The sequence below is a fragment of the Aidingimonas lacisalsi genome, assembly GCF_008079445.1.
GTDB lineage: Bacteria > Pseudomonadota > Gammaproteobacteria > Pseudomonadales > Halomonadaceae > Aidingimonas > Aidingimonas lacisalsi.
Genome location: NZ_VRYH01000002.1, coordinates 17,591 through 30,268, shown reverse-complemented (window position 1 = coordinate 30,268; position 12,678 = coordinate 17,591). Strand labels below are relative to the sequence as shown.

The window sequence follows — 12,678 nt, the reverse complement described above, 5'->3', positions numbered from 1 at the left end:
ATCACGGATCGCAGTGCGTGAGTGTATGGGAGGCGATGAGTTCATTGATGTTTCTGTCACCGTGGTCAGTGTTTTTCGTCAGCCGTCATGGTCGTGCCACCATGTATCCATTGGCCCGACATTCCCGCATCGCTCACCATGACCTGCAGGGCTGAAGATGGGGAGACGACCTGATATTATCGAATCCCCGTTATCATGACGCCTGTGACCGCTTGCCGGCCATACTACTGACAAGGAGCATTTGCTTGCCTCGTAGTGACAATAGCGGCTTGACGTCGACAGCAAGACGACGAGTGTCGTCAACGGCTCCCTGGACCGCCCTGACCCTCGTCATTGCTGCTATCGTGGCACTACCGATCTTGATCATCCTGGCCCATATTGTGGTCCCTTCGGGGGATATATGGCATCACTTGGCCACCACCGTGCTGGGGCGCTACATCACAAACACGCTGTTCCTGGTCGTGACGGTTGGTGTAGGTACCTTCGTGATCGGTACGGGGACCGCCTGGCTGGTCGTCATGTGCCGTTTTCCAGGACGTCGACTATTCGAATGGGCACTGCTTCTGCCCCTGGCCGTGCCCACTTACGTCATTGCCTATGCCTATACGGATTTCCTGCAATATGCCGGCCCGTTGCAGACCTGGCTGCGAGAGGCATTCGGCTGGAGCCAAGCTGACTACTATTTCCCCAGCATACGCTCCTTGGGTGGGGCTGCCACACTGATCACACTGGTTCTTTACCCTTATGTCTATATGCTTGCCAGGGCCGCCTTTCTCGAACAATCCGTATGTGTTCTGGATGTAGGACGCACACTGGGACGAGGGCCATGGCGCTTATTCGCCGGGATTGCCGTGCCACTGGCTCGCCCCGCCATCGTCGGCGGTGTGTCGCTGGCGCTCATGGAAACACTCAACGAATTCGGTGCCGTTCAGTTCTTCGGCGTCGATACGTTCACCACCGGTATTTATCGCACCTGGTTCGGTCTCGGGGAACAAGTTGCGGCCGCTCAATTAGCCGCCTGTTTGCTGGCTTTCGTCATCGTGTTCGTGTTGCTGGAGCGCTGGTCGCGAGGCAAACGCCAGTACTTCCATACTTCCAGTCGTTACCAGCAACTCCCGCAGTTCCCGTTGCAAGGGATACGTGCGTGGAGTGCCGTCATTGTCTGCGCGCTACCCGTTACAATCGGCTTTCTGATCCCCTGCGCACTGCTTGGCCACCTCGCCTTCCAACAGGGTGACACCCGGTTGAGTGCCAATTTCCTCGAATACGCTGGCAATAGCCTGATTCTGGCCGCCCTCGCCGCAATCATCGCCGTGGGACTCGCTGTGCTACTCAGTTATGGCACCCGGCTCAATGCCAACAGGGTCACCCGAACGGCGACCCGCATCGCTGCCATCGGCTACGCTATCCCGGGGTCCGTCATCGCCGTCGGTATTCTCATTCCCTTTGCCTGGCTGGACAGCCAGATCAACACCTGGGCACGCACGCATTTCGATATGCTGGTCGGCCTGATATTCAGTGGCTCTGCGTTCATTCTCATCTATGCATACGTCGTACGTTTCCTGGCTGTCTCATTCAATGCCGTGGAAGCCAGTCTGGGCAAGGTCACGCCCGCCATGGACGCTGCGGCACGCACCCTCGGGCAAACGGCTGGCGGTACATTACGCCGAGTGCACGCACCGATCATGCGGGGCAGCCTGCTTGCCGCCGGTATCCTGGTCTTCGTGGATGTCATGAAGGAACTGCCTGCCACTATCATTCTGCGTCCCTTCAATTTTGATACCCTAGCGGTGCGTGCCCATAACCTTGCATCGGACGAGCGTCTTGCCGAGGCGGCGACGTCGTCACTGACCATCGTCGCTGTAGGCATACTCCCGGTGATCCTCTTGAGTATCGCCATGCGCCATTCGCGTCCGGGGGACAACGGGAAACACGAAGACTTGTGAAGGATCGAGCCGAATCGTGACAGGTTGGCCTTCAACCGGCAGGAACACGCCCGGGACTCGGGCATGCAGGTGAGCTTCCTGGCCATCCTGGCCATGTGCACAGATGTGCAGCAAGCTGCTGCGACCCAGCAATTTGGCCATGATCACATGACTATACTGGTGAGTGGTGGGTGACTCATTCAACTCGGTAACGTGTAACGCTTCCGGTCGGATCAACACCTGCGCCCGGGTTCCTTCAGGCAGGTCGCCCGCATCCACGGCGCCCAACGGGGTCTGTACGACACTGCCCTGCACGCGACCGTATACCTCGTTGACGTCACCGAAAAAGGTGACGACGAAAGGATCTCGTGGATAGCAATAGAGCTCTCGTGGCGTACCGAACTGAACGATCCATCCATCACGCATCAACGCGATGCGATCGGCCATGAACATCGCCTCTTCCGGATCATGAGTCACCAGCAAGGTGCCGGCGCCCGCACGCTTGAGTACATGCAGGGTATCGTCTCGAATGCGGTCCCGCAGCCGCGCGTCCAGACTGGAAAACGGTTCATCCAGCAGCATGACTTGCGGTTCCGGAGCCAACGCGCGGGCCAATGCCACTCGCTGTTGTTGCCCGCCGGATAACGTATGGGGGTATGCCATGGCGTATGGTGCCATCCCCAACTGCTCAAGCAGATCCATGGCTCGCTTGCGTCGTTGCGCCGCTGGCTGTGACTTGATGCCGAACGTCACATTCTCGAGGACCTTGAGGTGAGGGAACAAGGCGGAATCCTGGAAGGCCAGCCCGACATTACGTTTCTCTGGCGGAAGGGATCCCTCACCGGATACCGCCACCGTTCGACCATGGATGGCCACTGCTCCCTGCTGAACCGCCTCCAGGCCCGCAGCAATGCGCAGCAATGTCGTTTTACCGCAGCCCGAAGGCCCCAGCAAGCAGACGACTTCACCCGCATGGACATCCAGGCTGACATCGCTGACGGCGGCGAGGTTTCCGAAAACGTGGCGGATGCCTTGCATCGACAGGACACGGACGGATGAGGAAATCGTTCGATGCTGTTCGGTGGAAGGGGAAATGCGATTCATCAAGGAGGCCACGTTGCTGGTCGGTGCACTGCAGTGGGCATGGTATCGCGCCAGCAATGTGAATACGAGTCAATCCGGCTTCGTTTTCGTTGTTTGTCGAGGCAGTGAGCGTCGTCGTCACCGCGGCGCCTGGGAAGAGAGTTGACGGGCCTAGGGCGAGAGTGTTCAATACAGTGCCGTAATGTGAATTATTATTATTCTTTGACACAGCATCGCTTGATGCACCGCCACTTAACAACGAGGCCCAAGATGCTCAACAACTACCGCCTGGCTATTCCTCTCTCTGCGCTATTGGCAAGCATGGCCTTTGCAACTCAAGCGTCAGCAGACGAGCTCAACCTCTATTCGGCACGCCATTACGATTCGGATCAAGCACTCTATGATGCGTTTACCGAGCGTACCGGAATCGAGGTCAACATCCTCGAAGGCGATTCCGACCAACTGATCGAGCGCATCACACGTGAAGGCGAAGCAAGCCCTGCAGACGTCATGATGACCGTCGATGCAGGCCGTCTCTGGCGTGCGGAACAGGAAGGAATTTTCCAGGATATCGAGTCCGCTGAACTCGATGAGCGTCTGCCGGAATCCATGCGGCACCCGGATGGCCAATGGTTCGGCTTCAGTCAGCGAGTGCGTGCCATCTACTACAACCGCGACAATGTCGATCCCAACGAGATCAAACGATACGAAGACCTGGCCGATCCGCGTTTCGAAGGTGGCGTTTGCATTCGCTCATCCAACAACATCTACAATCAGTCCCTGTTGGCCTCGATGATCGACCATCACGGTGCAGAAGACGCTGAAGAGTGGGCCCAGAGTGTCGTCGACAATTTCGCTCGAGACCCTGAAGGTGGCGACACAGACCAGATCCTCGGGGTGGCCAGTGGCGAGTGCGATCTAGCTGTCGCCAATCATTACTATTATGTCAGGTTGCTCAAGTCCGACGACGATTCGGATCGCGAAGCAGCACGCAAGGTGGGCATTATCTTCCCCAATCAGGAAGACCGCGGAGCCCACGTCAATGTCGGTGGCGCAGGCGTCGTCGCAGGCGCACCCAACCGGGAAAACGCAATAGAGTTCCTCGAATTCCTGGCTTCCGATGATGCGCAGGAAATTTTCGCGTCCGGAAACAATGAGTTCCCGGTCGTGGAAGGCGTCAAGAAAGACCCGGTGCTCGAATCCTGGGGCAACTTCAAGAAGGATGACATCAACATCAGCATCCTCGGCGAGAACAACCCGGAAGCCGTGCGCATCTTTGACCGCGTTGGCTGGCGTTAAGCAACGCTTCGACTACGCCCCGCAAGCCCGCAGCGGATGCCTGCGGGCTTGTGCGTGACAGCCGCCTCGATAGAGGTCAGTGCGCCTCGTCCCAATTGACACCACTTTCGGCCTCCACGATCAAAGGCACCTTGAGTTCGACAGCATCCCGCATGAGAGCGGTGACGTTATCGATGAAGTCGTCGATCTCGGCCTCACGCACTTCGAACACAAGCTCATCGTGGACTTGCATCACCATCCAGGCATCAAAGCTCGATCGCTGCAGCCAGTGATCGACATCAATCATGGCGCGCTTGATGATATCGGCGGCCGTACCTTGCATGGGCGCATTGATGGCGGTGCGCTCTGCTGCCTGCCGACGTGCATGGTTCTGTGCCTTGATCTCAGGCAGATAGAGTCTGCGACCAAAGACCGTTTCGACAAAGCCATCCTCGGCCGCCTGGGAACGAATGCGTTCCATATAGCGAGCCACCCCCGGATAGCGATCGAAGTAACGATCAATGTACGTTTTTGCTTGATTGCGCTCTATGTGGAGTTGTCGAGATAAACCCCAGGCACTCATGCCATAGATCAAACCGAAGTTGATGGCCTTGGCGCTGCGACGCTGATCGCTAGACACCTTGTCTCTCTCGATACCGAACACCTCGGCAGCGGTCGCCGCGTGGATATCGCGATTATTGGCAAAGGCATCGAGCAACCCGGGATCTTCAGATAGATGAGCCATGATCCGCAACTCGATCTGAGAGTAATCGGCCGCCACGATGCGGTAACCGGGTCGAGCGACAAACGCCTGACGAATCTTGCGCCCCTCGTCGGTACGCACGGGAATGTTCTGTAGATTGGGATCGCTGGAGGACAGACGACCGGTTGCGGTGACGGCCTGATGGTAACTGGTGTGCAACCGCCCTGTATGCTTGTGGACCAACTGAGGGAGTTTATCGGTATATGTCGACTTGAGTTTGGATAACCCTCGGTGTTCCATGATCAGCTTCGGCAAGGGGTAATCCAGCGCCAGTTCTTCGAGTACGGCTTCAGCGGTGGATGGCGCCCCCTTGGGGGTTTTCTTGATCACCGGAATCTTCAGTTCGTCGAAAAGAATCTGGCCAAGTTGCTTGGGCGACCCCAGATTGAACTCTCGTCCAGCCAATTCGAAGGCACGCTTTTCCAGTTCACGAATACGTTCTGCCAGTTCCTGACTTTGCGTATCCAGGCGCTTCGTGTCGAGCGCCACGCCATTACGTTCCACCCGGGAAAGCACCGTAATCAGAGGGCGCTCGAGCGTATCCAGCACATCGGCAAGCCGCCCTTCGGCCTCCACTCTGGGGCGAAGTTCGTGATGCAAACGCAAGGTGATATCGACATCTTCGCATGCATAGGGGACCGCTTGCTCAAGGTCGATCTGATTGAATGTCAGCTGTTTGGCACCTTTGCCGGCGATATCCTCGAAATGGATCGTCGTCTCACCAAGATATTTCAGTGCCAGCGAGTTCATGTCATGGCGCGTTGCCGTGGAATCAAGCACATAGGATTCGAGCATGGTATCGTCCAGTGCACCCGTTACCCGAATGTCATAGTTGGCCAGCACCGAGATGTCATACTTGAGATTCTGGCCTATCTTGCCCTTGGCTTCGTCTTCCCACAGCGGTTTGAGAGCGTCGAGGACTTGCTGACGGTCGAGCTGGGCAGGCGCATCCAAGTAGTCATGAGCGACGGGGATATAAGCCGTCTCGCTACGGTCGATGGCCAACCCGATTCCCACGATTTCGGCATTCATGTAATCGAGACTGGTCGTTTCCAGGTCAAAACAGAATGCCTGGCTATTGCGCAGTCGCTCGACCCAGGTATCGAATTCGCTCTGCGAGAGAACGACGCTGTCGTGGCGTTCGCTACGCGCCACGACATCACTTTCATCAGTCGCCGCGTCGCCTACGGTTCGCCCTCCTGCGATGTCGTCGACGCCTTCGTCCTGGCCTTCCAGCAATTCGGCCAGCCAGTTCTTGAATTCCAGCTCGCGGTATAGTTCCAGCAGGCGCTCGCGGTCCGGACTGGCCAGGTCAAGATCATCAAGGCCGACAGGCAACTCGCAATCGGTTCTGATGGTAGCCAGCCGATAAGAGAGGAATGCCTGGTCACGATGTGACTCGAGCTTCTTGGGAAGCGTCTTGGCACCCCGAACACTGAGGGTCGGTATACTGTCGAGTTCGTTATACAGGGTTTCCAGACCACCGATACCCTGTAACAAAGCCAAGGCCGTTTTCTCACCCACCCCAGGCACGCCGGGAATGTTATCGACTTTATCGCCCATCAAGGCCAGAAAGTCGATAATCAACGACGGTGGTAAACCGAACTTCTGTTCCACACCGGCGACATCCAGCGTCTCATTCTTCATGGTATTCACTAGCGTAATGTGGTCATTGACCAGTTGCGCCATGTCCTTGTCACCGGTGGAAATGACAGCATCACGACCCGCCTCGGTGGCGTGACGAGCCAGCGTGCCTATGACGTCGTCGGCTTCTACGCCTTCAATACAGAGCAATGGCAACCCCAGTGCCTGGACGCATGCATGCAATGGATCGACTTGCGCTTTGAGGTCATCGGGCATGGGTGGCCGGTTCGCCTTGTACTCCTCGAACAGTTCGTCACGAAAGGTCTTTCCTTTCGCATCGAAAACAACGGCCATGGGGCTGTCGGGGTACGCCTTGAGCAGGCTCTTGAGCATGCTCAACACCCCCTTCACTGCCCCGGTGGGCTGCCCATTGGAAGCAGTCAGTGGCGGTAAGGCATGGAAAGCCCGATACAAATAGGAGGAACCGTCGACGAGGACAATGGGACTATCGGCCATGGCGTTACCTTTCCTTATGTGCGGCAATGTAAACCATGATACGCAGTCGACTGTGTCTCGTCAGGCACGAAGCGGCCAAGCCTGATAAAATATCCCTTCTATTGTCACTGGGAACGGAGTCCGACGGGGAGACATATGGGGTATCGAAGCCTCCTGCGTGACCATACGAGACTGCTTAGCATCGCCTTCCTGGCCCTGTTTTCCTCGAGCCTGGGGCAGAGCTATTTTGTGGGTCTGTTTCAGGCGCCGATTTCCGACCATCTAGGTTTCAGTGCAGGCCAGTTCGGCACTGCCTACGCGATCGTGACACTATGCGCTGGCTTCGCCATGCTCCGTATCGGTCCCAGCATCGACTGGATACCTCCTCGTCGCTTCGCATTGACCACGTTGACCGCCATGGCGATCGGTGTCCTGGTATTGACACTATCCCCTTGGTGGGTTGTGGGGCTTCTTGCGCTAGGCCTGGTTCGGTTCTGTGGACAGGGCATGATGACGCATCTGGGCAATACCCTGGCAGGACGAGAGTTCACCCACAATCGGGGGCGTGCCCTGGGACTGGTCAATTTGGGGATCCCCTTGGGAGAAATCGCCCTTCCCACTCTCGTTGCCACGTTACTGATCTGGTTCGATTGGCGCCTCATCTGGTGGATGTTCGGCATCGTGTTGCTATGCCTGTGGATTCCCCTACTGTTGCGTGGTCCCTGGCCCGCCGCCCCCGGCGCCAGACCGAACCGGCAGAAACGACGAGAAGGCCCGAGCCCGTTTCGCGAACGTCGCTTCTGGCAGATATTGCCGCTGCTGTTGGCGCTGCCTATCACGATGACGGGCCTGTTTATCTACCAGGCGCAGATGACGGCCGACCTGGGCGCGTCCTTATCCACCTATGCCCTGGCGCTGGCTGGCATGGGGATCGCCAAGTTGCCGGGAGCGTTGCTTGGCGGTCGCTGGGTCGACAAGCTAGGCCCGGCACGGGTCGCTCGACTGTATCTGATTCCCTATACCCTGGCGATGCTTGTCGCCATCGTGCTGGGTGGTGATATCAGTATCTGGGCACTGATGGTTGGCGGTGGCCTAGGGATGGGGATGCAGGAGGCGATTGCCACCAGTGTCCTCATCCGCCTGTGGGGCGCGGAACACCTGGGACGCTTACGCGCCACTCTTAGCGCCTGCATGGTCTTTTCCACGGGGATAGCACCGGCGATTCTAGGGATCGCCATCGACTTGGGCGCCCACTTTCTGTTAATACTGACTGGCATGTTCGCCTTCATCATGATCGGCTGGAGCCTGGCTCAACGCCCACTTGCCGACATTGGCCGTCAGATGAAGTAATATCCCCGGAACGTTGTCATACGTACACCGACTCACCACAGCTTCCTGGCAGGAGGTTGCCATGCGTGGCATCAAATCCCTGATCGCCGTTGTCGGTACTACGGCTTTCATTGCTGGTCCAGGCCTGGTATCGGCTCAAGAACCGGACATCACCGAGCGTCAGGAAGATGATCGTGTGATTCGCGAATACCGCTACCAAGGTCAACTGTACGCCATAGAGGTCCGCCCTGATGAAGGAACAGCGTATACATTGATCGATCATGACGGTGACGGCGACTTTGAACGCGAGGCAAGCGGCCAGCCCGGTATTCCCGATTGGCTGCAAGACGAGGATTAACGACCGCCCCACTCACTCATTCATGACCTTTCACCATTCTGCCATTGTGCTAAAGAGGATCGTGCATCGCTCGGCCAAGACGGTACAATATGCCGCTTAGCAAACTCCTGGCGAGAGACACATGGCTGTATTCACTCCGCTGAGCGAAACTCAAGTCGTCGAATTTCTAGCACGTTTCGACGCCGGTTCACTGAAGCACCTGCAAGGGGTCGCCAGTGGTACCGAAAACACCACCTATTTCGTTACCACCGATCAACGTGATTGTGTCCTGACACTATTCGAACAGGGCGATCATGAGGAACTCCCTTTCTTCGTCGACCTGCTCGATTACCTGGCTGATCATCGCCTGCCGGTGCCCGGCCCCGTGCATGACCGACAAGGGGTGGCCCTGCAAAGCCTGGCTGGTAAGCCTGCGCTCCTGTTCCCACGGCTCCCTGGCACCTCACCGACAGCCCCGGACCTGGATCAGTGCCGCTCGCTGGGCTATACCTTGGGACATATGCATGCCGTATCGCGTTACTTCGATGGCCATCGTCCCAATCCACGCGACCTCCATTGGCTGGTGGCCATGCATCACCGCGTCCTCGTTTACCTGTCTCCCGGCGATCAGGCTTTGATGGCGGATGAGGTCGATGCCTATCAAAGCTATTTCGGCGATGCGCCAGATCTGCCCCGGGGCGCCTTGCATGGCGACCTCTTTCGCGACAACACACTCTTCGAGGGCAACCGTTTAGGCGGAATTATCGATTTCTACAATGGTTGCACCGGTGATTTGCTCTTCGACTTGGCGATCGTCATCAACGATTGGGCGAGTGATGCCAACGGCTATCTCGACAAAGCGCGGCATGACGCCATTCTGGCTGCCTACCAGACCAAGCGCCCACTGACGGATGCCGAACGCGATGCCTGGCCGATAATGTTGCGCATGACGGCTTTACGCTACTGGTTATCTCGCTTGCTGGTCATCTATGTCGACCCTCCGGCCCATGATTTGACGCCACATGATCCACAGCGATTTCGCACCATCCTTCAGGCACACCTTGATCATGGCGCTCTCCCTCTACCGGTCCGGAGCCCGGCATGACCACACCCGCTGCTAGAGCCCGTCGCATCTACAATATCGATCAATGGGGCAGTGGCTATTTTGACGTCGATGAAAGCGGCCATGCGCTCGTCAGGCCGCTAGGTAGCGATACCAACGCTCCAGCGTTACCACTTGATGAACTTGCCGACCAGATCCGGGCCACCGGTCTGCGCCTACCGATATTGGTCCGTTTCACCGACATCCTGCACGACCGCGTCGCACAACTATGCGCCGCTTTCGATAACGCCATGACGCAAGAGGGCTATGATGGCGGGTACTCCGCCGTGTACCCCATCAAGGTCAATCAGCAGCGCCGTGTCGTCGAGGAAATTCTGGCTACCCAGGAACGCGACCGAGACCGTGTGGGGCTGGAAGCCGGCAGTAAACCCGAATTGCTCGCCGTTCTGGCTTTATCAGATGGCAGCTCGTCACTTATTGTCTGCAATGGCTATAAGGATAGTGAATACATCCGGCTGGCACTGCTGGGTGAAAAACTCGGTCACCGGGTCTATCTCGTCGTGGAGAAATTTTCCGAGCTCGAGCTCATCCTTGCAGAAGCCAAACGCTTGAACGTCACACCTCGTATCGGCCTCAGAGCGAGACTGGCCTCTGTCGGCAAAGGAAAATGGCAGAACACCGGGGGCGAGAAATCCAAGTTCGGTCTGACCGCTGTCCAGATACTTGGCGTTATCGACCGACTCCGCGAGACAGGCTTTCTGACAAGCCTGCAGTTGCTACACTTCCATCTTGGATCGCAGATTGCCAATATTCGTGATATCCAACAAGGGTTGCGTGAATGCGCGCGCTTCTACCAGAGCTTGCGAGAACTGGGCGCCGATGTCGACACCATCGACGTCGGCGGTGGCTTAGGGGTCGATTACGAGGGAACCAGCTCACGCAGCGAGTGCTCGACCAATTACTCAATGAATGAGTATGCCAGCAAGGTAGTCTCGGCTTTTCGGCAAATCTGCGATGATGCCAACCTGCCGTACCCTCACGTGATCAGCGAATCCGGTCGGGCTCTGACGGCACACCATGCCGTCTTGATTACTAATGTGATCAGTGAAGAACGTATCGACGTACAGGCACCGACACCACGTGTCACAGGGGATCCCCAGGTCGACGAGCTGTGGCGGGTCCATCGGGGATTGGCCTGTTCGTCGGGCTCGCGTGGTTTACTCGAAGCCTATCACGACTTGGTTCAGGCACTCAGCGAGTTGCAGGAACGTTATGTCATGGGTCTAGCCAACCTCGCTGCCCGCGCCGAGGGGGAAGGGGTCTATTTCGCAGCCTGCGAGCTTTTGCGGTCACGGCTCGATCATCGTAACCGTGCCCATCGAGAGGTCATCGACGAGCTCGATGAGAAATTGGCAGACAAGCTTTTCGTCAATTTCTCGCTTTTCCAATCGATGCCTGACGTCTGGGGAATCAAGCAAATATTTCCGGTGCTGCCACTCACCGGTTTGGATCGGTCTCTGACTCGTCGTGGCACGATCCAGGACCTCACCTGTGACTCGGACGGCCGCATCGACCAATATGTCGATGGGCAAGGCGTCGAATCCACGCTCCCCCTACCCGACTGGCAACATGACGAAGAAAAGTTGCTAGGATTCTTTCTGGTAGGCGCCTACCAGGAAATACTCGGCGACTTACACAACCTGTTCGGCGACACGGATTCAGTGGATGCAGCCATGGATGCCGACGGTCAGTGGCATCTCTCGCACCAGATTCACGGTGACACCGTCAGCGATGTCCTTGACTACGTGAATTTCGATGCTGAGGTCCTGCGTGAGCGATTGGCGTCACAGCTAGCGGCCAGCCAGCTTTCCGACGACGAGAAAAGCCAATTCCTGAGTGACCTGTCCGCCGGTCTGGAAGGCTATACTTACCTGGAGTGAGCACGACGTATCCATCACTCAACGACCGTCGTCGCAACCTCAAGCCCCCCTGTCAAAGAGAACTCCAGGGTTGCTCCTCTCGGGAGCAAGCCGACCCCGGCGGGCGTTCCAGTCAAGACGACATCGCCAGGCAACAAGGTAAAGTGCCGACTTATCTCGGATAGCAACGTCGGTACTGGAAACAGCATTTCCGAGCCTTCTCCCTGCTGTCGAAGCTCGCCATCGATAGTCAGACAAAATGCCAGCGCATTCCAGTTGGGGACCCTATCCACCCGCAGGAATGACGACAACGGGCAGGAACCATCAAACCCCTTGGCAATCTCCCAAGGATGCCCATTCTCTTTCAGACGCGACTGTACATCGCGCAGCGTCAGATCCAGCGCCACACCGATACCAATCACAGCACGCTGCGCTTCGTCTTCATCAACTCCCGATAGCGTCTTGCCAATCAGCAGCGCCAACTCCGTCTCGAAATGCACGTCGCCACGGGAAAAGGGAGCCTCAATCGGGGCGTCCAGAGACACTGCACTGGTCGACGGCTTGATGAACAGCAAAGGTTCACGAGGAACCGGATTGTTCAGTTCCTTGGCATGGTCACTGTAGTTCCGCCCGACACAGACAATCTTGCCAAGCGCCTCGGAATACTCCTGACCATCATTGAAACGCGGCACGAAGCGCATCGCGATACTCTCCCCGACACGATGAAGGCGACCTTTCGGCCGCCCATCGAAGCAGATGTTAGTTTAGCGCACCCCAGACACACTGCCGAGCGACCTAGTGGACGACGATACCACGTCATGGCGCCCAGTGCGCACCAGAGGATATCTTAGAATGGATGAGGACTCTATCTCGCCACGACGAAGGGCAATGTTATCTTTGTT

10 protein-coding genes are annotated in these 12,678 nt (G+C 57.1%); 7 read left to right on the top strand and 3 right to left on the bottom strand.

Annotation, left to right across the window (positions count from 1 at the left end; genetic code table 11):
• Positions 1–245: 245 nt before the first annotated feature.
• A complete protein-coding gene (locus FVV99_RS03365) occupies positions 246–1,946 on the top strand; it encodes an ABC transporter permease (protein WP_148252644.1) in 1,701 nt (566 codons plus the stop codon).
• Here FVV99_RS03365 and FVV99_RS03360 read toward each other — a convergent pair.
• On the bottom strand, positions 1,845–3,029 hold the full coding sequence (locus FVV99_RS03360; protein WP_407921330.1) for an ABC transporter ATP-binding protein: 1,185 nt from the start codon (positions 3,027–3,029) through the stop codon (positions 1,845–1,847). The genes FVV99_RS03365 and FVV99_RS03360 overlap by 102 nt on opposite strands.
• On the opposite strand from FVV99_RS03360, the gene FVV99_RS18500 reads away from it, so the two are divergent.
• Entirely contained in the window at positions 3,019–3,174 is a 156-nt protein-coding gene (locus FVV99_RS18500) for a hypothetical protein (RefSeq protein ID WP_161598952.1), read from the top strand. The two genes, FVV99_RS03360 and FVV99_RS18500, sit on opposite strands and share 11 nt — an antisense overlap.
• A 104-nt stretch (positions 3,175–3,278) precedes the next feature.
• Complete coding sequence (locus tag FVV99_RS03355; protein ID WP_148252643.1) at positions 3,279–4,307, top strand: Fe(3+) ABC transporter substrate-binding protein; 1,029 nt, start codon at positions 3,279–3,281, stop codon at positions 4,305–4,307.
• 76 nt (positions 4,308–4,383) lie between these two features.
• Here FVV99_RS03355 and polA read toward each other — a convergent pair whose 3' ends face one another.
• Complete coding sequence (gene polA / locus FVV99_RS03350; protein WP_148252642.1) at positions 4,384–7,149, bottom strand: DNA polymerase I; 2,766 nt, start codon at positions 7,147–7,149, stop codon at positions 4,384–4,386.
• Positions 7,150–7,284: 135 nt separating this feature from the next.
• Here polA and FVV99_RS03345 point away from each other — a divergent pair, with 135 nt between their 5' ends.
• The 4 genes from FVV99_RS03345 to speA all read left to right on the top strand — a co-directional run bounded on the left by FVV99_RS03345 (position 7,285) and on the right by speA (position 11,797).
• The gene (locus FVV99_RS03345; protein WP_148252641.1) at positions 7,285–8,478 is read left to right on the top strand and encodes an MFS transporter; all 1,194 of its coding nucleotides are present in this window, start codon (positions 7,285–7,287) and stop codon (positions 8,476–8,478) included.
• A gap of 61 nt (positions 8,479–8,539) precedes the next feature.
• Positions 8,540–8,815, top strand: coding sequence for a DUF2782 domain-containing protein (locus FVV99_RS03340; RefSeq protein ID WP_148252640.1), 276 nt, complete (start codon positions 8,540–8,542; stop codon positions 8,813–8,815).
• A 121-nt stretch (positions 8,816–8,936) separates the two neighbouring features.
• Positions 8,937–9,899, top strand: coding sequence for a homoserine kinase (locus FVV99_RS03335; protein ID WP_148252639.1), 963 nt, complete (start codon positions 8,937–8,939; stop codon positions 9,897–9,899).
• Positions 9,896–11,797 carry a biosynthetic arginine decarboxylase gene (gene speA / locus FVV99_RS03330; RefSeq protein ID WP_148252638.1) on the top strand — a complete coding sequence of 634 codons (1,902 nt, stop codon included), beginning with the start codon at positions 9,896–9,898 and terminating at the stop codon, positions 11,795–11,797. The genes FVV99_RS03335 and speA overlap by 4 nt, the downstream gene beginning before the upstream one ends.
• Positions 11,798–11,811: 14 nt before the next feature.
• On the opposite strand, the gene FVV99_RS03325 is transcribed toward speA, so the two are convergent.
• Complete coding sequence (locus tag FVV99_RS03325) at positions 11,812–12,477, bottom strand: fumarylacetoacetate hydrolase family protein (RefSeq protein ID WP_148252637.1); 666 nt, start codon at positions 12,475–12,477, stop codon at positions 11,812–11,814.
• Positions 12,478–12,678 lie beyond the last annotated feature (201 nt).

Excerpts from the sequence above, each read along its gene's own strand:
- FVV99_RS18500 (WP_161598952.1), top strand. The coding sequence starts at position 3,019 with ATGCGATTCATCAAGGAGGCCACGTTGCTGGTCGGTGCACTGCAGTGG.
- FVV99_RS03360 (WP_407921330.1), bottom strand. The coding sequence starts at position 3,029 with ATGAATCGCATTTCCCCTTCCACCGAACAGCATCGAACGATTTCCTCA.
- FVV99_RS03355 (WP_148252643.1), top strand. The coding sequence starts at position 3,279 with ATGCTCAACAACTACCGCCTGGCTATTCCTCTCTCTGCGCTATTGGCA.
- polA (WP_148252642.1), bottom strand. The coding sequence starts at position 7,149 with ATGGCCGATAGTCCCATTGTCCTCGTCGACGGTTCCTCCTATTTGTAT.
- FVV99_RS03345 (WP_148252641.1), top strand. The coding sequence starts at position 7,285 with ATGGGGTATCGAAGCCTCCTGCGTGACCATACGAGACTGCTTAGCATC.
- FVV99_RS03340 (WP_148252640.1), top strand. The coding sequence starts at position 8,540 with ATGCGTGGCATCAAATCCCTGATCGCCGTTGTCGGTACTACGGCTTTC.
- FVV99_RS03335 (WP_148252639.1), top strand. The coding sequence starts at position 8,937 with ATGGCTGTATTCACTCCGCTGAGCGAAACTCAAGTCGTCGAATTTCTA.
- speA (WP_148252638.1), top strand. The coding sequence starts at position 9,896 with ATGACCACACCCGCTGCTAGAGCCCGTCGCATCTACAATATCGATCAA.
- FVV99_RS03325 (WP_148252637.1), bottom strand. The coding sequence starts at position 12,477 with ATGCGCTTCGTGCCGCGTTTCAATGATGGTCAGGAGTATTCCGAGGCG.